23 protein-coding genes, 2 tRNA genes and 1 pseudogene are annotated in these 18,292 nt (G+C 65.3%); 11 read left to right on the forward strand and 15 right to left on the reverse strand.

Translation table 11 applies throughout. The features are described from left to right. Positions 1-22 precede the first annotated feature (22 nt). The 3 genes from LIG30_RS09250 (at position 23) to LIG30_RS25210 (ending at position 2,740) form a co-directional block, all read left to right on the forward strand. Positions 23-472 (forward strand): site-specific integrase, encoded by a 450-nt coding sequence (locus LIG30_RS09250; protein WP_152986049.1) that lies wholly within the window; start codon positions 23-25, stop codon positions 470-472. A 404-nt stretch (positions 473-876) separates the two neighbouring features. Continuing rightward, the gene (locus LIG30_RS09255) at positions 877-1,323 is read left to right on the forward strand and encodes a hypothetical protein (RefSeq protein ID WP_051994939.1); all 447 of its coding nucleotides are present in this window, start codon (positions 877-879) and stop codon (positions 1,321-1,323) included. A gap of 358 nt (positions 1,324-1,681) precedes the next feature. Then, on the forward strand, positions 1,682-2,740 hold the full coding sequence (locus tag LIG30_RS25210) for an acyltransferase family protein (protein ID WP_083493971.1): 1,059 nt from the start codon (positions 1,682-1,684) through the stop codon (positions 2,738-2,740). Between the two features lie 23 nt (positions 2,741-2,763). On the opposite strand, the gene LIG30_RS27525 is transcribed toward LIG30_RS25210, so the two are convergent. Genes LIG30_RS27525 through LIG30_RS09275 form a run of 3 tightly spaced genes read right to left on the reverse strand, consistent with a single transcriptional unit; the run spans position 2,764 to position 4,520 of the window. Beyond that, positions 2,764-3,576 carry a patatin-like phospholipase family protein gene (locus tag LIG30_RS27525; protein WP_051994940.1) on the reverse strand — a complete coding sequence of 271 codons (813 nt, stop codon included), beginning with the start codon at positions 3,574-3,576 and terminating at the stop codon, positions 2,764-2,766. Continuing rightward, the gene (locus LIG30_RS09270) at positions 3,573-4,061 is read right to left on the reverse strand and encodes a hypothetical protein (RefSeq protein ID WP_038711524.1); all 489 of its coding nucleotides are present in this window, start codon (positions 4,059-4,061) and stop codon (positions 3,573-3,575) included. The genes LIG30_RS27525 and LIG30_RS09270 overlap by 4 nt, the downstream gene beginning before the upstream one ends. A 9-nt stretch (positions 4,062-4,070) precedes the next feature. Then, positions 4,071-4,520, reverse strand: coding sequence for a hypothetical protein (locus tag LIG30_RS09275; protein WP_162491945.1), 450 nt, complete (start codon positions 4,518-4,520; stop codon positions 4,071-4,073). Here LIG30_RS09275 and LIG30_RS09280 point away from each other — a divergent pair. The 3 genes from LIG30_RS09280 to LIG30_RS09290 are packed head-to-tail and all read left to right on the forward strand — an operon-like array spanning position 4,509 to position 7,725. Further along, complete coding sequence (locus tag LIG30_RS09280) at positions 4,509-5,288, forward strand: hypothetical protein (protein WP_051994941.1); 780 nt, start codon at positions 4,509-4,511, stop codon at positions 5,286-5,288. The two genes, LIG30_RS09275 and LIG30_RS09280, sit on opposite strands and share 12 nt — an antisense overlap. 17 nt (positions 5,289-5,305) lie before the next feature. Continuing rightward, positions 5,306-7,072, forward strand: a complete 1,767-nt coding sequence (locus LIG30_RS09285; RefSeq protein ID WP_038711526.1) for an AAA family ATPase — start codon at positions 5,306-5,308, stop codon at positions 7,070-7,072. After that, complete coding sequence (locus LIG30_RS09290) at positions 7,069-7,725, forward strand: hypothetical protein (RefSeq protein ID WP_038711528.1); 657 nt, start codon at positions 7,069-7,071, stop codon at positions 7,723-7,725. The genes LIG30_RS09285 and LIG30_RS09290 overlap by 4 nt, the downstream gene beginning before the upstream one ends. Before the next feature lie 26 nt (positions 7,726-7,751). On the opposite strand, the gene LIG30_RS09295 is transcribed toward LIG30_RS09290, so the two are convergent. After that, a complete protein-coding gene (locus LIG30_RS09295) occupies positions 7,752-8,357 on the reverse strand; it encodes a hypothetical protein (RefSeq protein WP_152986050.1) in 606 nt (201 codons plus the stop codon). Between the two features lie 32 nt (positions 8,358-8,389). Here LIG30_RS09295 and LIG30_RS09300 point away from each other — a divergent pair, with 32 nt between their 5' ends. Beyond that, positions 8,390-8,617, forward strand: coding sequence for a DUF4224 domain-containing protein (locus LIG30_RS09300; RefSeq protein WP_038711531.1), 228 nt, complete (start codon positions 8,390-8,392; stop codon positions 8,615-8,617). Then, entirely contained in the window at positions 8,586-9,788 is a 1,203-nt protein-coding gene (locus LIG30_RS09305; RefSeq protein ID WP_038711532.1) for a hypothetical protein, read from the forward strand. The genes LIG30_RS09300 and LIG30_RS09305 overlap by 32 nt, the downstream gene beginning before the upstream one ends. 85 nt (positions 9,789-9,873) lie before the next feature. Here the strand turns inward: LIG30_RS09305 and LIG30_RS09310 are convergent. The 8 genes from LIG30_RS09310 to ssuD form a co-directional block, all read right to left on the reverse strand. Beyond that, positions 9,874-9,949 (reverse strand) — tRNA-His (locus tag LIG30_RS09310). A gap of 75 nt (positions 9,950-10,024) precedes the next feature. Further along, a complete protein-coding gene (dusA, locus tag LIG30_RS09315; RefSeq protein ID WP_083493974.1) occupies positions 10,025-11,056 on the reverse strand; it encodes a tRNA dihydrouridine(20/20a) synthase DusA in 1,032 nt (343 codons plus the stop codon). A 70-nt stretch (positions 11,057-11,126) separates the two neighbouring features. Beyond that, positions 11,127-11,381, reverse strand: a complete 255-nt coding sequence (locus LIG30_RS09320) for a hypothetical protein (RefSeq protein ID WP_038711536.1) — start codon at positions 11,379-11,381, stop codon at positions 11,127-11,129. 50 nt (positions 11,382-11,431) lie between these two features. After that, positions 11,432-11,629 carry a hypothetical protein gene (locus tag LIG30_RS09325; RefSeq protein ID WP_038711537.1) on the reverse strand — a complete coding sequence of 66 codons (198 nt, stop codon included), beginning with the start codon at positions 11,627-11,629 and terminating at the stop codon, positions 11,432-11,434. A gap of 143 nt (positions 11,630-11,772) precedes the next feature. Beyond that, positions 11,773-11,988: a TOBE domain-containing protein gene (locus LIG30_RS09330; protein WP_038711624.1), complete on the reverse strand. Its 216-nt coding sequence runs from the start codon at positions 11,986-11,988 to the stop codon at positions 11,773-11,775. A 70-nt stretch (positions 11,989-12,058) separates the two neighbouring features. Further along, positions 12,059-13,024, reverse strand: a complete 966-nt coding sequence (locus LIG30_RS09335; protein ID WP_038711539.1) for an ATP-binding cassette domain-containing protein — start codon at positions 13,022-13,024, stop codon at positions 12,059-12,061. Beyond that, positions 13,021-13,833 (reverse strand): aliphatic sulfonate ABC transporter permease SsuC, encoded by an 813-nt coding sequence (gene ssuC / locus LIG30_RS09340; protein ID WP_038711540.1) that lies wholly within the window; start codon positions 13,831-13,833, stop codon positions 13,021-13,023. Before ssuC ends, LIG30_RS09335 begins: the two co-directional genes overlap by 4 nt. 16 nt (positions 13,834-13,849) lie before the next feature. Then, on the reverse strand, positions 13,850-15,007 hold the full coding sequence (gene ssuD, locus LIG30_RS09345; protein WP_038711541.1) for an FMNH2-dependent alkanesulfonate monooxygenase: 1,158 nt from the start codon (positions 15,005-15,007) through the stop codon (positions 13,850-13,852). Positions 15,008-15,345: 338 nt separating this feature from the next. Here ssuD and LIG30_RS09350 point away from each other — a divergent pair, with 338 nt between their 5' ends. Next, positions 15,346-15,774 carry a hypothetical protein gene (locus tag LIG30_RS09350; protein ID WP_038711626.1) on the forward strand — a complete coding sequence of 143 codons (429 nt, stop codon included), beginning with the start codon at positions 15,346-15,348 and terminating at the stop codon, positions 15,772-15,774. A gap of 16 nt (positions 15,775-15,790) precedes the next feature. Next, positions 15,791-15,907, forward strand: a pseudogene (locus LIG30_RS26160) (IS110 family transposase); the annotation flags it as partial. 16 nt (positions 15,908-15,923) lie between these two features. On the opposite strand, the gene LIG30_RS09355 reads toward LIG30_RS26160, so the two are convergent. The 3 genes from LIG30_RS09355 to LIG30_RS09365 are packed head-to-tail and all read right to left on the reverse strand — an operon-like array spanning position 15,924 to position 17,934. Beyond that, positions 15,924-17,063 carry an enoyl-CoA hydratase/isomerase family protein gene (locus LIG30_RS09355; protein WP_038711543.1) on the reverse strand — a complete coding sequence of 380 codons (1,140 nt, stop codon included), beginning with the start codon at positions 17,061-17,063 and terminating at the stop codon, positions 15,924-15,926. Positions 17,064-17,094: 31 nt separating this feature from the next. Next, positions 17,095-17,427: a DMT family transporter gene (locus LIG30_RS09360; protein WP_442856848.1), complete on the reverse strand. Its 333-nt coding sequence runs from the start codon at positions 17,425-17,427 to the stop codon at positions 17,095-17,097. Between the two features lie 9 nt (positions 17,428-17,436). Continuing rightward, complete coding sequence (locus LIG30_RS09365; RefSeq protein ID WP_038711546.1) at positions 17,437-17,934, reverse strand: heme-degrading domain-containing protein; 498 nt, start codon at positions 17,932-17,934, stop codon at positions 17,437-17,439. 187 nt (positions 17,935-18,121) lie between these two features. Here LIG30_RS09365 and LIG30_RS09370 point away from each other — a divergent pair. Next, positions 18,122-18,198 (forward strand) — tRNA-Met (locus tag LIG30_RS09370). Positions 18,199-18,292: the final 94 nt, after the last annotated feature.

The following is an 18,292-nucleotide window of genomic DNA, read 5'->3' on the forward strand; positions in this document are numbered from 1 at the left end:
TCGTCAACACGCGGTGATCGGCATGGCCGCGGAATATGCCGCGCCCGCCGGGAATCGCAAGGTCGGTTTCATCGACTTGATGTGGCCGCAGATCGACGAGAAGACCGAGATCATCCGGGTGAAACGTGCAAAGCAGCGCGGCGAGAAGATAGAGCACGTCGAGATCACGCCGGCGATCACCGAGCCAATTAGCCGGCTCTGCGCGGCGCGGGAGGATGACTGCCCATACGTGTCCTCGAACCGGTACGGAACCCACTTCACGCCGCAGGGATTCAAGCCGATTGAGGCGAAGCGGATGAGCGACGCGATCGAGAAGAAGGTGATCGCGTGCCGCTTTACATTCCACGATATGCGGGCCTGCTACGTCACTCGACATAACGCCGAACGCGGCGCGTTCCGGACCCTCACGCCAATCCGGAGACGTCTGCGCGCGCACGACCGGACGAAAATCGCGAAACGCAAAGGGATGTAATTCCCAAAACGGGAATTCAAAAGCAAAAACGGCACTGAAAAAAATTCAGTGCCATTTTCTAAAGCGTTGATCTGCTTATGAATTCTTTGGGGTGGCTGATGGGACTCGAACCCACGACAACAGGAATCACAATCCTGCGACATTTTGCATATGAATCAATGCGTTAGGCGCATTCATTGGAATATGGGCGTACCGGAAAGCCCTGTCCTGTAATGGGCTGCTAGACCATCTTCCAAAAAATTTCCGGTCGTTTTCCCCGACTTTCGAGCTGCCGTCGCCGCCACCCGGTCGGCCGGCAGCAGCACGACCGCTGACCGTTTCTCGCCCCGAACGGGTGCCGGATCGTCTCGCGATGCAGCAAATATATACTGCACATCCATACAGCGCGTCGCCAGCATCGCATCATGAAACCCGTCTGGGAATACCGATGGCAGTACACGGACGAGCGTTCGGGCACGCCCGTGTTATCCGCCACCTGGCTGACCGATGACGAGGTGATCTACTGGTATGGGAACGGGATGCCAGATGCTCACCGCCTCGATGAGACCCGGCGCGACCGGAATCTGCACCCGCTGCCCAAAGCAAGGCCATGGCGCGCCACCCTGCCAGAATTCGAGGCTCCGCGCCTGGATGAACTGCGCGAGTTCTGGCAGCGATACCGCGGCAACCCGGATATTGAGCGCCTGATTCTTGAGGTGGTGACGCTCCGGCGCGCGCTGCGCGAGATCGAGGAATGGCGAAAGCTCGCGGAGCAAGCCCCGGACAAAGGTGACATCGGGCGGGCCCGGGGGCCCCTTTTTCTTCTGCGGAACATGCTGCGCCGGCAACGCGAGCGCACCGGCGATGAATAGCCGGGCACCATCGGCGCTACGCGACGCGCGAACAGGCAGGCGCCGAATCGCCGAGTACATCGACCTGCTCTACAATCGCCACCGTGGTGGTGAGCGGTAGCGACGCAGAGCTGCGTCTACTAGACGACAACTGCATCGTGATCGACTGCCTCCAGAACAACGCGATCATAGACGGTAGGATCCATGCATTCTCGTTCCGTGATGAAGCGTGCACGAAGCGGTTGTTCAAAGAGATTGGCAGCAGCGTGCTGTATCAGCATCGACAACCTATGGACGACGTGCTGCCCTAGCACCTTAGTGTCATCGGCATGATCGTAGCGGTAAGTAGCCGACTTTAAATCTGAAGCGTTTTATACAAATGAATAAAATAAGTGGAAATAGATTAGATTCTCTTGATCAAATTAGAGCAATAGCGATTTTATCCGTCATCATCTCCCACTACCATTCGCCGTGGCTACCAGGCGGCGGCGTGGGAGTCGGCGTCTTTTTTGGGCTATCTGAATTTTTAATTGCATCACTGCTTAGCGAGGCACGCCCATCACTTGTTGGGATGATGCAATTTATTATTCGAAGATGGTTCAGAGTCTACCCGTTGTTCATTGCATCGATAACAGTAATTTTTCTGTCACTACCAATTGCGTGGCCCGACAAAACACATCAATTTCTTGAGTCAATCCCGAGGCTAGCACTCATGCTAGGGATGCCGAACGCATGGTTTGGCTATAGCGTTGGTGTTCTTTGGACGCTTCAAATTGAGTTTCTGTTTTATGTCTCGACACCATTGCTAATTTTGCTACTCGGGAAGAAGCGAGCTTTATCAATCCTACCCGCCGCCCTTGTTGCAACCAGCCTGTGTTCTTTCTTTTTTCCGACCGAATTGCAAAAAAGCAATAATTTCTTGTTTAGATATATCTACTGGGGAGGCGCCCTTGGCATAGGGGCGATGCTTTCGTTACTCATGAAGTCAAATACTTCAAGTAGCAATATGATAAAGAAGTTTGTGACAGATAGGGCGATGAGTGTGGCGGCCTTAAGCCTAGCAGGTATCGTTATCCTATTCTTCTTCGAGCCATCACCTATCGAAGCGTGGCATCTTCAGGTCTTTATTGCTGCCATTTGCGGATGCGGTCTGATAATTGCTTACTTATGCAACAGCAAGCTACCGGTCATAGGTGCACTTGTATCGATTGGACGAATATCGTACTCAATGTATCTCACCCATGGCCTATTCCTTGACTACGGAAGCCAGGTATTTCACATCTCAGTTTATGGACACTTTGCGAAATATATATTTGTTGTTATATTTTTGTCGTATATCACTTACTACGCAATCGAAAGACCCGGTATTAAACTTGGTCGAATTGCGGGAAACACTTTGCTCCGCACAAGAACAACGGTTCTTGAATTAAAACCCTAGCCCATCATCCGCGCGCTACCTTACTAGCAGCCCACTGTAGCCGACCGCGCCGCGCACGTACAGCCCCGCAGTTCCTGAATAGCTGCGGCCGTCTCCACATACCCGTCATCATACAGGCGCTGCCGCGTCGCGGACGGCATGTCCCGGTCGAACGAACTGGCGTAGCCGGTCGGCACGCTGATGATGGTCGCGCCGCTCCCGCCGTCGAGCGCCATACGCGCCTCCTCATTCGAGGACAGCATCAGGTCGATGATCCGCGGCGCGAGCGGCGCGTCGTCCGATCGCAGGAAGATCCCGACGCGCGGCGCCGCGTCGACCGTCAGGTCGCTCACCGGGATGTTGTCCGTCGTGCCGCCGTCGACCATCAGGCCGCCGGCCGCAGCGACCGGCGCAAACACGATCGGGATGGACGCGCTCGCTCGCGCGGCCAGCGCGACCGGCACGTCGGGCGTCGCCGCGCGCGAAAACTGAAACTCGCGCTCGGTCAGCAGGTTCGACGCGACGACCTTCAGGTCGACGCCGAGCTGCGCGAACGTCTTGCCGCCCGTGGCGTCCGTCAGGAACGCCAGCAGCTCGTCGCCCGCGCAAAGCGCCTGGTGGCGCAGCACGGGCCACGGCGAGAAGCGCATCATCCGCGACCAGTCCATCTCCATGCACAGCCGGCGCATGTCGGCGAGCGACATGCCGCTTGCGAACAGGCTGGCGACGATCGAACCGCCGGACGTGCCGGCCAGCTCGACGATTTCGAGGCCGGCATCGACGCTCGCCTGCAGCGCGCCCAGGTGCGCGCCGAGGCGAAAGCCCGAGCCGCTCAGTGCGACGCGGATCGGCTTCACTGGAATGCGCTCCCGGCCAGCGGCGCCGACGCCGGCGCAGTCGTGGCGGCCGTCGCGGTTGCCGCCGGGAATGCCGTGTCGATCAGGCCCTTGACCGTGCCGATCGCGATGATCACGGTCACCTTCTGGTCGGCCGGCAGGCTCGATACCTTCACGATCGAGGCCAGCAGCGGCACGGCTGCGCTCGAGATCGACTGCACGTTGACCTGCGTCACGGTCGCGCCCTTCGCGCACACGGCGTCGACGGCCGGCGTGATCTTCTTGTTCAGCGTGTCCGCTGCGCCGCCGGTAAACAGGCCGGCCGCCGACAGCGTGTCGAGTTCGGCGGTCAGCAGCGGGCAGACGTTCGCCGCGACCTGCGCCGGGGTTTGCTTCGGCGCCGGGGTTTGCTTCGGCGCCGGGGTTTGCTTCGGCACCGTGCCGCACGCGGCAAACAGTACGGACGCGGCAACGCCTGCCGCAAGCAGCATCGAAAAACGCTTCATGGGATTTCCTTACTTGAGGGTCTTGAGGGCCGTCACGGCGGCCGACGTGGCTGCAGCGACGACGTTGGATGCCGCAGCTGCGGCGGTAGCTTGCGCTGCGAACGCCTGAACGTCAGTTTCGCGGAGCGAGATGCTGTAGGAGCCGTCAGGCGCCCGGGTGAAACCCGCGTCGACGGCCGCCATCTGCTTGCCGTTCCAGACGCGCAGCACGCAGCACCCGGTCGGCGCGCCGGCCGTGTCGACGAGCGGCGGGATTTCGTAGCGCGCGATGCCGGCGTAGCGCAGCGAATCGCAGCCGGCGAGCGTGGCGCACGCGGCGAGCGCCAGAACGGCGGCCTTCACTGAACCGCCGTCGGCGCCGCCGCGACGATCGGCGCTGCCGGGATGGGCGCGGGCGGCACCAGGTCGAGCTGCGGCCGCTTCTCGCCCCTGCGCTTCGACATCAAGGTGCTCGGCCAAAAGACCGTCGAACGCGTCGAGACGGTCTGGGAAAACGGCAATCGCAGCACGATCACCAAGCAGGTGCCGATCATCGACAAGGTCTGCGTTGCATGGGCGACCGAGAAGGAAACCGGCGAGCAGATCGAGTCCCCGGCCGTGTCGATCGAGATGGCCGTGAAGGAAGGCCGGTACACGAAGAACGGAAGCAAGTGGCAGACGATGGACGAGGTCATGCTGCGCTACCGGACCGCTTCGTTCTTCGGGAAGTTGTACGCGCCCGAGCTGCTGATGGGGCTGACGAGCGTCGAGGAAGTGGCCGACATCGTCGACGTGCACGACGACGGCAGCTACTTGATGAATCGCGCAACGCTCGACGAGCTGCGCGGCAGCCGCACGCAGCCAGCCGAAGAAGTACCGCGCGCCGCCACGCCGACCGGGAACGCGGCCGCCGCCGAGCCGCCCGCCGACTCCGAGCCGCCCGCGCGCGAGGAAGCCGGCGCGCCGCCGGCCACCGACGGCCAGCAAGGCGGCTTCGGGTTCGACGTTTCCGGCCTGGTGCGCGGCATCAGCGAGGACATCGAGTCCGCCAAGACGCCCGAGGATCTCGACCTCGCGCGCAGCGCGATCACCGGCGTCCCGGACGAGGCCGCCAAGGCCGAGCTGAACGCCCTAGCCTCGGCTCGCATGCGTGCAATCAGCGCCGCCGAGCAGCTGGCAGACAAGCCCGCCACCACCCAATCCGCGCCCGCCGCGCGCCGCACGCGCGGCCCGATCAGCGCCGAGTAACGCATCGCGACGAAATCATGAAGATCACCGACATCTGCGTGCAGAACGTGCTCGGGGTCCGCGCCGCGGATCTGCGCTTGTCGAAGCCGGTCGCGCTCTTCGCCGGCCAGAACGGCGCGGGCAAGAGCAGCCTGCAGGAAGCCGTGCGCATGGCGCTGACGGGCGACACCGTGCGCGTCGCGCTGAAGAAGGAGTACGGCTCGCTCGTCACCGAGGGAGCCGAATCCGGCCAGATCGTCGTCGCGTGCGGCGAGCAGGCGAACAGCATCGCCCTGCCCGCCGGCAAGTTGAAGCGCGAGATCGCCGAGGATGCGCGCCTGCCGCTCGTCCTCGACGCGCAGCGTTTCGCGCGGCTCGCGACGGCCGAGCGCCGCGCGTTCCTGTATGACCTGATGGGCATCAAGGTCGGCGCCGACGAGATGCGCCGCCGGCTCGTCGCGCGGCTCGGCATGAAGGCGGACGCGATCCCTGCCCCGGCAGCCGCACGCCTCGACGCGATTACTCCGCTGCTGCGCGCCGGGTTCGACGCGGCCCACAAGGAAGCCGCGGACCGCGCGCGCGGAGCGAAACAGGCGTGGCGCGCGACGACCGGCGAGACCTACGGCAGCCAGAAGGCTGAGACGTGGCGCCCGGCGGCCGTCTCGTTCGACGCGGCCGCGCTGCTGAAGCTCGAGGGCGAGCGCGCGTCGATCGACGGCCAGATCGGTGAGTTGCGGCAGCAGATCGGCGCGGCCGACGCCAGCGAGACCGCCGCGCGCGGCCGTGCCGCGAAGATCGCAGCGCTGCGCGAGGTGGCGGCCGGCTACGCCAAGGCTGCCGAGCTCGCGCAGCTCGCCGACGACCAGGTCGACGAGTTCCTGCCGAAAGTCGAGGCGCTGCGCGCGCGCACCGGCGCCGCGCCGACGGGCGTCGAATGCACGTGCCCGGAGTGCGGCGCACTGCTGCGCTATCTACTCGGCACGCTCACCGCGGCGACGGCCGGCGCCGAACGCGACGAAGACGCCGTTGCGAAGCTGCCCGAGTACGAGCGCAGCCTGAGCATGCTGCAGAACGCGGCGCGCAACCGGCGCGCCGACCTCGAAGCCACAGACGCGGCCGCAACGCAGCTCAAACTGCTCGAGGACGAAGCCGCAGGCAACGACACGCCCATGTCGCGCGAGAGCGTCGACGGTCTGCGCGGCGAGCTGGGCACGCTGCAGGCGCGCCGCAAGCAGCTCGACACAGACATCAACGCCGCGCGCGACGCGGAGCGCCGCGCGGCAGCTGCTGCCGATCTCGCGAAGAAAGCCGCGGCGCTGCACAGCGACGTCTGCGCGTGGGATGCGATCGCCGACGCGCTCGCGCCGAACGGCATCCCCGCCGATCTGCTGCGCGAAGCGCTCACGCCGATGAACGCGCGCCTGACCGCGCTCGCCGAAATGTCCGAATGGGCGGACGTCACGATCACGCCCGAGATGGAGATCCTCGCGAACGGCCGGCCGTACGACCTGCTTTCGGAGTCCGAGTGCTGGCGCGCCAACGCGCACATCGCGGCCGCGATCAGCCACTTCTCCGGCCTGAAGCTGCTCGTGCTCGATCGCGCGGACGTCCTCATCGCGCAGGAGCGCGACCGCCTGCTGTACTGGCTCGACGACCTCGCCTACGCCAACCAGATCGACACAGCGTTCGTGTTTATGAGCCTCAAGGCACCGCCGAGCGGCCTGCCCGATGGCATCGAAGCATTCTGGGTCGAGAACGGCCAGATCACGGCCGCCGCGCAGCGCCATGTCCGGGAGGCCGCATGAGAATCGACATCGAACGCGTCCTCGGCGCGAAGCCCGACGCCACCGCGAAGGCGATCGCCGCTGGACTCGGACTTCCTCAGCTCGAGGTCACGAAGGAGCTGAACAGGATGCTCAACGACGGCACGGTCGAGCGCGAGAAGCGCGTCGGCGGCGGCAACGAATACGTGTACTGGCTCGCGCGCGCCGCCGCGCCCGCGCAGCCTGCTGTCGACGCGCCGCCGGCCGCCGTGGTGACGGAGACACCGGATGCCGCCGCGTCGCCCGACGTGATTGACGCGAACTTCGTCATCGGCGGCCTGCGCGCCGACGTCGCGCGCCTCACCACCGAAAACGAGACTCTCGTCGCGGATGTGGCCGGCCAGATCTCGCAGCTGCAGATCGAGAACGCTGAGCTGAAGCAGGAGGCCGAGACCTGGCGCACGAACTGCGCCGCGCTCGAGGCGCGCATCGACGAGCTGACGCTCGGCCCGGTCGGCGCCCGCGCGCCACTGTTCGTGACGGTCGGCCGGAACTGCAAGCCGCAGCGTCACGACTCGCTCGAGAAAGCGCAGAAGCGCGGCCGCGCGCTGGTGCGCGCCGACAAGGAATCCGAGGTGCTGGTGCTCGAGCCGGTCGGCCGGATCGTTCGCGGTACCGAATGGAGGACGCAATGACCTACGCCCCATTCAGCCAACTGCAATCAACGCGAGCGGGAAAGCTGTCTCGACCAGCTATCGAACTGAGAGCGAGCCGCCTCTGCAATATCTCGAAGGCGCTCGAGCTCCTCCTGTTCAAAGAGCCAGTACCTCATATGCATATCGGAAGTCATGTCGCCGGACGGAAAGAATTCGAGACTTGCCGCTGTCGCCGAGCGCAGCTCCAGGATAGATGCGCGCAGTTCGAACGGCTCGACTTCCGGCAGGTGTATTGCATTGAGCGCGTCGAAGGCGATTTCACGAGCAATACGATTTTTACGTACAAGAAAATATTCCCGTGCCGCCTCAATCGTCGAGGATTCTTCATGTGGCAATTCCAGCAGAAGATTGATCGCCTCGCGGGTGATCGCATACCACCCGTTGAACTTCCGTTTCACCTCACCCATCGCCTTCACGGCCTCGCGGCGTCTATCTTCGACGCGCTGATGCCACGCGATGAATATTGCAACAAAGATGGCGCCAATCGAGCCAATGGCTTGTACCCACGCCGCAACATCACCAGATCTATGTGGCCGGTAGTGCACGAACACCGGAATTGCAATCGTGAATACAGCGCAGCCCAAGATCATTACCCACTTGTCAATCTTCACGCTTTGCCCTCGCTTTTCCGAGGAATCCTAGCATGAGCGACTATCTCACTGCCCACGAGCTGGCCGATCTAGTCGGCTGCAAACCGAATCGGCGCGCGGCGATGTCCCGCTGGCTCGACCAGAACCACTGGCGCTACGTCCTCGACATGAACGGCGTGCCGAAGGTCGCGCGCGCGTACCGCGACCAGAAGCTCGGCCTCTCCACGAAACCCAAAGCGACACGACACGATGCCGGCCCGAACCTCCAAGCCTTCTGCTGAAAACGAATCGACCGGGGTCGACCGGCTGTACCGCCGCAACGGCGCACGCAAGGTGTCGTTCTGGTACAAGTACCCAGACGGCCGGTCCGAGACCCTCGCGACCGCGCCGCGTGGCGACCGCGCCGCCCTCGTCGTCGCCGAGCGCACCGCGAAGCGCCGCGCGCTCGATATTCAGGAAGGCGCCATCATCGCCGGCACTGTCGGCCAGGCGATCGAGCGGTTCCGCGACGAGATCGACCCGCAGCATTACCGCGACCAGTCGCGCGACGGCAAGGCCGTGCGCACGTCCGCGTACGACCGCCTCACGAAGTTCTTCGGCCGGATGGCGCCCGAGCGGCTCGAGACGATCCACGGCTACCAGTACCTCGACGCGCGTGCGAAATCCGGCGCGCCGATCGGCGCCAACAAGGACATGGCGCTGATGTCGACGATGTGCAATTACTGGATCCGGTGGGGCGTCATCAAGGCGAACCCGTTCACCGGCATGATGCAAAACAAGGCCGAGAAGGACGTGCGCGCGATCGAGCGGCACCAGGTGCTCAGCTTCTACGTGTGGGCGCTGCGACAGAACCAGGCATACCGCACGATGGGCGTCGCCGCGATGTTCTGCTACCTGACTGGGTTCCGTGCGGCCGAGGTTCGCCCGTACCACATGGGTGGCCTAACCGAGGGCGGCGTGAAGGTGATCGCGGCGAAGCGGAAGAAAGGCGAGGCGCAGACGGTGAAGCTGCGGCACTGGTCGCCGCGGCTGCGCGCCGTGGTCGAGCGCGCGAAGCGCGACCGGCAGCTCGACAGCGACTTCCTGTTCCCGAACCGGCGCGGCCAGATGTACTCGAAGAGCGGCTGGGCGTCGGTGTGGCAGGACGCGATGTACGCCTTCATCGGCGAGCGAGATCCGGAGATCGCGAGGGAGCAGGAGGTGAAGAAGATGCGAGAGGCGGCGCAGCGGATCGCGAATCGCATCAACCGGCCGGTGAAAGGCGGGATGGAAACGATGCTGACGAAGCACCCGGATTATTTTTCGCTGCAGGACATTCGCCCCGCCGCCATCACGACAAAACTCGCGAATCGCGACGCGGATGCCTATGATTTCGCGGCGCACGCGAATCCCGGCACGACGCACCGACACTACGATAGACGGAAGGTAAAAGCCGCGGACGCAACAGAGTGAATTCCGAAATTGATATTTCCGTTCCGAAATTCAGATCGTGAAAAGCAAAACAGGCGCCTAAGCGCCTGTTTTTACTTGAATTTTTTGGGGTGGCTGATGGGACTCGAACCCACGACAACAGGAATCACAATCCTGGACTCTACCAACTGAGCTACAGCCACCACTGACATCTACTGTTTCTTCGTCGCTTTCGTTTGCTGCTCAACAACGAAGAAATAAGATTATACAAACCCTTTTTAACTTTGCAAAGCTTTTTCTTCAAAAATTTCGTCGACGCTGTTTTCGGTGCTGTTCAGGTACGCGCGCGCCTCGTCGAAGATCGCCAGATCGCCGCGCGCCAGCTTCTTGTTGTCCGACAGAATGCGCCGCCAGCCGCGCGCGCCCGCCACCCCGCGATACAGCCCGAGCGCATGACGGACGATCGCACCGAGGTACGTGCCGCGCTTCAGCTCCGCTGCACAGTACGCGATCAGTGCCGCCTCGGCCTCTTCGCGCGTCGGCGCGGGTTCGGTCGCGCCGTAAAAGCGCGCGTCCACGCCCGCGAGCAGGTACGGGTTGTGATACGCCTCACGGCCGATCATCACGCCGTCGACGTGCTCGAGATGCTGCGCGACTTCGTCGAGGGTCTTGATGCCGCCGTTGATCACGATCTCGAGCGACGGGAAATCGCGCTTCAACCGATACGCGTAATCGTACTTGAGCGGCGGAATCTCGCGGTTCTCCTTCGGCGACAGCCCCTTCAGGATCGCGTTGCGCGCATGCACGATGAAGACTTCGCAGCCCGCTTCGGCCACCTTGCCGACGAAATCGCGCACGAATGCGTAGTCCTCGACCGTATCGACGCCGATCCGGTGCTTGACCGTCACCGGCACCGACACCGCATCGCGCATCGCCTTCACGCCATCGGCCACGAGCTGCGGCTCGTTCATCAGGCACGCGCCGAACGCGCCGCGCTGCACGCGCTCCGACGGGCAGCCGCAGTTCAGGTTGATTTCATCGTAGCCCCACTGCTCGCCGAGCTTCGCCGCGCGGGCGAGATCATCCGGCTCGCTGCCGCCGAGCTGCAGCGCGATCGGCGATTCGCTCGGCGTGAACGCCAGGTGACGCTGCACGTCGCCATGCAGCAGCGCGCCGGTCGTGATCATTTCCGTGTAGAGCCACGTATGGCGCGAGAGAGTGCGATGGAACGACCGGCAATGACGGTCGGTCCAGTCCAACATCGGCGCGACGGAAACGCGGCGCGGGCTGAGCGGGGGCGAAACAGACATGAAATCGGGCAAGGTACGGCACAGGAACAATCGGCGATTCTACCGCAATGTGCGCCCTGCCCGCCCGGCACTATGCGCCGCCCGTGTCCGCCAGTTCCGCGTCGACTGCGCGCCGCGCCTCGTCGAGCACCTGCTCGATGATCCGGTGTTCGGTCAGGATCAGGCCGTCGACTTTCACGAGCCGCCAGTCGATGCGCACCGCGTCGCCTTGCAGCACGCGATAATGCACGCGCTCGCCGTCCCAGACCTGCTCGGTCTTCACCTCGATCTCGAAGCCGCGGTACGGCTCGCTGAAATCACCGAGGTCGCTGCCTTTCAGTTCCATCGCACGCTCTCCCTGTTCCGTGGACACGCCCGTACGCCGGCGCAACCGGATCAGTCGTATTCATCAGACAAACACGTGCGCCCGTCATCGGTGAGATCGACCCGGCCGGGCGTCGGCTCGTAGATCAGCCCTTCGCTGATCAACACATAGACGATGTCGCTGAACGCGGCCGGAAACGGCCGGCTGTCGCCGAACTGGTCGATCCACTTCAGCGCTTCGATGGCTTCGGGAGTAAGGATGGGGGACATGCGCCGCCTCCGGCATCGTTGTCGCTCCATCCTAGCACTTCGCCCGGACGACGAACATCAATGCATACGCGGCGCGACGTTGCGCGCGCATGCGGCGGGCAGGCAACGCTCGGCCCGCCGCATGCCAGCCCTGTGCCCGGCACTCACAGCCGGGCGAGCGACACCTCGGTCGACTTCACGAGCGCAACGACTTCCGCGCCGACCTTCAATTCGAGTTCATCGACCGAGCGGGTCGTGATGACCGACGTGACGATGCCGAACGGCGTCTCGACATCGACCTCGGACACCACGGGACCGCGAATGATCTCCTTGACCTTGCCCTTGAACTGGTTTCGCACATTGATCGCGGTAATGCTCATCGCGTTGACCACTCCCGAAAAAACGTCTGAAAACGAACGGGCGAGCGCCTGTCCGCGCCAACGACAGGCCCTAAACGGCCCAGCGAATCCGCCCGGCCGGCAGCCCGTCGCTCGCCTCCCGCGCAGGCTGCGCCGATTGCGCCGTCGCCGTGCCACCTGCGAGCACCCGCTGCAGCACCCGGTCCTCGAGCGCCGCGAACCCCGCCGACGCGCGGCCACGGGGCCGATCCAGCGGCACCGCCTGATCGAGCGCAACGCGCCCTTCCTCGATCAGCAGGATGCGATCGGCGAGCGCGACGGCTTCCTGCACGTCATGCGTGACGAGCAGCGCGGTAAAGCGGTGCTCGCGCCACAGCCGCTCGATCAGCGCGTGCATCTCGATGCGGGTCAGCGCGTCGAGCGCACCGAGCGGCTCGTCGAGCAGCAGCAGTTGCGGCCGGTGCACCAGTGCACGCGCCAGTGCGACGCGCTGCCGCTGGCCGCCCGACAGCTGCGCCGGCCAGTCGTTCGCGCGTTCGAGCAGGCCAACCTCGTCGAGCACCGCGCGCGCGTCATCGCGCCCCCCCCGGCCGAGGCCGAGCATCACGTTATGCAGCACGGTCTTCCACGGCAGCAGGCGCGCGTCCTGGTACATGATCCGGGTGTCGAGCGCGCCGCCCGCGTCGCCGTGCGCGGCAAGCGTGCCATCGCTCGGCGTCTCGAGGCCGGCCACGAGGCGCAGCAGCGTCGACTTGCCGCAACCGCTGCGTCCGACGATCGCGACGAAACTGCCGCGCTCGATGCCGAGATCCACGTCGGCGAGCACCGTGCGCGCGCCAAAGCGCTTGCTCACGCCGCGCAGCGTGACCGCGTGGTCGTCGCGCGCGCCGTTCGCCGCGCCGCGCCGCGCGAGCGGGACGACGGCCGCGCCGCCGTCCCGCTCGAGGATCGCCGCATCGCGGGCGTTGCCGTCCGCGATGCGCGCATGCGCAAGCTCGGTTTCGAGATCGGCGCCGGAAAGCGGCCCGTAGACGGCCGCCGAAGTCGTCGCATTCATGCCTTCGCTCCTGGTTGATAGGCGGGGTGCCAGCGCAGCGTCGCGCGCTCGATCCATTTGGCCAGCACGTCGGCCAGCTTGCCGAGCACCGCGTACAGCAGGATCCCGACCACCACCACGTCGGTTTGCAGGAATTCGCGCGCGTTCATCGTCATGTAGCCGATGCCCGATTGCGCGGAGATCGTTTCCGCGACGATCAGCATCACCCACATCAGGCCGAGCGCGAAACGCACGCCGACCAGGATCGACGGCAGCGCGCCGGGCAGGATCACGTCGCGATACAGCGCGAAGCCGCGCACGCCGTAGCTCTTCGCCATCTCGATCAGGTTCGCGTCGACCGAGCGGATGCCGTGGTAGGTGTTGATGTAGACCGGAAAGAACACGCCGAGCGCAACGAGGAACAGCTTCGCGCTCTCGTCGATGCCGAACCAGAGGATCACGAGCGGAATCATCGCGAGCGCGGGGATGTTGCGGATCATCTGGATGGTCGAGTCGAGCGCGGTCTCCGCGGCCTTCGAGAGGCCGGTCGCGAGGCCGAGCGCAAGCCCGACGCCGCCGCCGGTCACGAAGCCGAGGAGCGCGCGCCACGTGCTGACCTTGACGTTCGCCCACATCTCGCCGGACGCGACGAGCCCCCACGCCGCGCGCACGACGGCGACCGGCTCGGGCAGCACGCGGGTCGACAGCCACCCGACGCGCGCGGCGAGCTCCCATCCGGCCAGCAGTGCGAGCGGCACGAGCCACGGCGCCACGCCGCGCCATGCGTGGGCGGCCAGCCTGCCGCCCGTTGCCGATAGTTTCGTTGTCATCGTGCGCCTCCGTCGCTCAGCTCTGGCTCGCCCTGGGCACGTAGTTGTTGCCGACGATCTCGCCGCGCGGACCGGACAGCGCCCCCGTCGAGTTCGCCGCGTCGCGCCCCTTGATCAGCGGGAACACCAGTTCGGCGAACCGGTACGATTCCTCGAGGTGCGGATAGCCCGACAGGATGAAAGTCTCGATGCCGAGTTCCGCGTATTCGCGCATCCGCGCGGCCACCTGCTCCGGATTGCCGACGAGCGCGGTGCCCGCGCCGCCGCGCACGAGGCCAACGCCCGCCCACAGGTTCGGGTACACCTCGAGCTCCTTGCGGCCGCCCCGCTTGCCGCCGTGCAGCGCGGCCATGCGACGCTGCCCTTCGGAATCCATGTTCGCGAACACCTGCTGCGCGCGCGCGACCGTGTCGTCGTCGAGGCGGCTGATGAGCCGGTCGGCGTCGGCCCACGCCTCTTCCTCGGTTTCCCGCACGATCACGTGCAGGCGGATGCCGAACTTGATCTGGCGGCCGCGCTCGGCCGCGCTCGCACGGACGTCGGCGATCTTCTTCGCGACGGCCTCGGGCGGCTCGCCCCAGGTCAGATAGGTGTCGATGTGATCAGCCGCGATCGCGTGCGCGGCCGGCGACGAGCCGCCGAACCACAGCGGCGGGTGCGGCCGCTGCACCGGCGGATAGAGCGCCTTGCCGCCCTTCAGCTGCAGGTGCGAGCCGATGTAGTCGAACGAGCCGCTGTCGTGCGACGCGCTCAGCAGCCCGCGCCAGATGTGCAGGAAATCGTCGGTGATCCGGTAGCGCGTGTCGTGATCGGCGAACAGCCCGTCGCCTTCGAGCTCGGCCGCGTCGCCGCCCGTCACGACGTTGATCAGGAGCCGCCCGCCGGACAGCCGGTCGAAGGTCGCGGCCATGCGTGCCGAGAGCGCGGGCAATGCCACGCCGGGCCGCACGGCGACGAGGAACTTCAGGCGGCGCGTCGCCGGAATCAGGCTCGATGCGACGACCCACGCATCCTCGCAGGAGCGCCCGGTCGGCAGCAGCACGCCTTCGTAGCCAAGCGTGTCGGCCGCGACCGCGACCTGCTTGAAGTAGTCGTAATCCGCGGCGCGCGCGCCTTCGGTCGTGCCGAGATAGCGGCTGTCGCCATGCGTGGGGATAAACCAGAATACGTTCATCTGCTGCTCCTGCCTGACTGGCCTTACCAGGAATTGAGATAAAAGCCCGCCCTGCGCGCGTCACCGGCGGGTGGCGCGCACGTCGCGTGCGCTCGAATCGGGATGTCTCGCCGGTCAGGCCGCGCGGCGGGCGAGTACGCGAATGCGCGGCTGTTTCTGGGAAATCAGTCTAGGGATGGGGGTAGCGCTTTGGAACGATTTTTTTGAGCTTAGGTTTTCCGCTTTCGTGATTAGGGTGTCGCTGGAACGAAGGTCGTCCCGAGCGCCCCTATAATGGCGCATCCATCCGAACAATTTCACGGGTGCGGCACGCGCCGCGCGCGTATGCGGTGTCACCGATGCAGAAAATCATCCTGCCTTTCCTTTCCGGCTTCCTCGCCGCCCTGTTCTTCCGTGAAGCGACGCTCGCGCTCCTGCACACGGCGAACGTGATCGACGCGACGGGTTTCTCGACCCTCCCGCTCTTACCGCTCGGCATTCCTGAATTTGTCGCAAACGCGCTGATGAGCGCAGGCTGGGCGATCCTGCTGGCGTGGCTGCTGCGCGTGTCGCGGGAGCAACATGCGCCGTGGATCGGCGCGTTCGTATTCGGCGGCGTCGTGCTCACCGCGGCGCGCGTGTTCGCGATCGACCCGCTGCGCGGCATCTGGCCGTCGGGCAACATGCTGCCGCCGCTCGCGGTGGGCTTCGCGGCGAATGCGATGTGGGGCTGGGGCACGCTCGTGTTCCTGCGTGCGTTCATGTCCGACGACGCCGGCGAGGACTGAGCCGCCCACATGCGCGGCGGGCGGCAGATTGGCCGAGGTCGCGCTCGTTGCCTGCATGCGCAAGCTTCTGACCATGCTCAATGCCATGGTCAGAACCAGCGCGCGTCGGCACGCTTCACTTCATCGGGCTTGACCCGGAAGACGTTTGCTCAGTCCTTCAGATCCCGCAGCGGATGCGTCTGCGGCGTCCACGGGCTGTCGAACATCGCGAGCACGTCGGCCCGGCCGACCTCGCCGATCGACTTGAATCGCCACACCGGCTGCTGATCCTTGTCGACGATCAGCGCGCGCACGCCTTCGATCACGTCGCCGCGCGCGAACGTCGAGCGCGTCAGATCGAGATCGCGCCGCAGGCAATCGGCCATCGTCGCGCCGCGCGCCCGCTCGACCACCTCGAGCGACACCGCCATCGACAGCGGCGACAGTTGCCCGCGCATCGCGTCACCCGCCTTCTCGACCCATGCATCGACCGCCGCGCAATCCTGCTCGCCGTCGAGCGACGCGAGAATCGCGACCAGATCCGGATGCGCGAAATGGCGGTCGATGCCGGCACGCGCGTCGGCAAGCGCGGACGTGTCGGGCGTCGGCACGACCTTGTGCGCGGCGGCCGCCGCGGCGACGCATTCGACGACCTGCGCGCCGCTCGCGAAAGGCTCGTGCCGCAGCGCATCGAGCAGCGCGGGCAGCGCCGCATCGGGCAGATAGACGTCGGCGAGCTGTGCGTACAGCGCGCCCGCCGCGTCGAGCGTGGCGCCCGTGACCGCGAGATAGCGGCCGATCGCGCCGGGCGTGCGCGCGAGGAACCAGCTCATCCCGACGTCCGGAAACAGGCCGATGCGCGTTTCCGGCATCGCCATCTTCGTCGAGTCGGTCACGACGCGCAGCCCGCCCGTATGGCGCGCCGCCTGCGAAATGCCCATCCCGCCGCCCATCACGACGCCGTGCATCAACGCGATGTAAGGCTTCGGATAGGTGAAGATCGCGTGGTTGAGCGAGTACTCCTCGATGAAGAACGTATCGACCGCGTCGCGATCGCCGCGCCCCCACGCATCGTGGAAGAAGCGCACGTCGCCGCCCGCGCAGAACGCGCGCGGATGCGGGCTGCAGACGACGACGGCGACGACCTCCGGATCGTCGCGCCATGCGTTCAGCGCCGCGTGCAGCATGCGGATCATCTCGACCGACAGCGCGTTGAGCGCCTTCGGCCGGTTCAGCTCGAGAAAGCCGATGCGGTTCGCGACGAAGGCGCGCACGTCGGGCTGGGCGATATCGACAGTGGAATCGGTCATGAAGAAAATCCGGCAATCGCAGGCGCGCCGGTCAGTGCGCCTGCATCCTGGAGAACAGGTTCAGCACCACGACGCCGGCGATGATCAGCGACAGGCCGATCATCGCCGGCACGTCCGGCACCTGGCGGTAAAGCAGCATCGCGACGAGCGTGATCAGCACGATGCCGGCGCCCGACCAGACCGCATAGATGATGCCCACCGGCATCGTCTTGAGCGTGACCGACAGGCAATAGAACGCGGCGGCATAACCCGCCACGACGATCAGCGACGGCCCGAGCCGCGTAAAGCCGTCCGCCGCGCGCAGCGCGGAGGTGCCGATCACCTCGGCGACGATCGCGATCGCAAGCCACGCATATCCCGGTATCTGCATCGCTCAGCTCCTGTCCAGCGCGAGCGCGGCGTAATCGCAGCCCAGCTCCGCGCACAGTGCTTCGACCACCAGCTCGTGGTCCGCGCGTTGCGGCAACCCCGACACGGTGACCGTGCCGATGACGCCCGCCCCCGCCACCGTCAGCGGAAACGCGCCGCCGAACGGCGCGTATTCGGCGACCGCCAGGCCGTACTTCGCGTCGAGCGTCGTGCCGGCCTGCTGCGCGCGCAGCCCGACCGCATACGAGCTACGGCGAAAATGCGCGACGACGTTGCGCTTGCGGCGCACCCAGTCGACGTAGTCGGGCGTCGTGCCGGCCAGCGCCGCGAAAAAGAGCGGCTGGCCGAACGTGCCGACATCGATCGCGACCGCATGGCCGCGCGCGGTCGCGAGCGCGTGCAGCCGGTTGCCGAGCGCCCACGCGCGGGCCGGATCGAAATGGGGAAAAACGAGCGCCTGTTCCTGCGCGTTGATCGATTGCAGATCGAGAGCGATATCCATGAACCCTGCCAGAGCGAGAAGAAGACACAGACGAGGCCCGATCCGCTCGCGCGCGCCTCGCTGCCAGAGTGACGACACAAACCGCACGATTCTAGCGCACGCGCTTCGCGCGCCGGCCCAGCGAGCCGTTTATAAAAAACGCTTGCACGCCACGAGGTTCGTCCCTATAATTCAATTCTTCGACGGACGCGGGGTGGAGCAGTCTGGCAGCTCGTCGGGCTCATAACCCGAAGGTCGTAGGTTCAAATCCTACCCCCGCAACCAATCGTCCCGAATCGATGCAAAAAGCCCGGCCCTCGCGCCGGGCTTTTTGTTTTTCCGCGCCCCGGGCGGCATGCCGCCCGGGGCCACCGGTTCG

Source organism: Burkholderia sp. lig30 (genome assembly GCF_000687455.2).
In the GTDB taxonomy this organism is placed as follows: Bacteria; Pseudomonadota; Gammaproteobacteria; order Burkholderiales; family Burkholderiaceae; genus Burkholderia.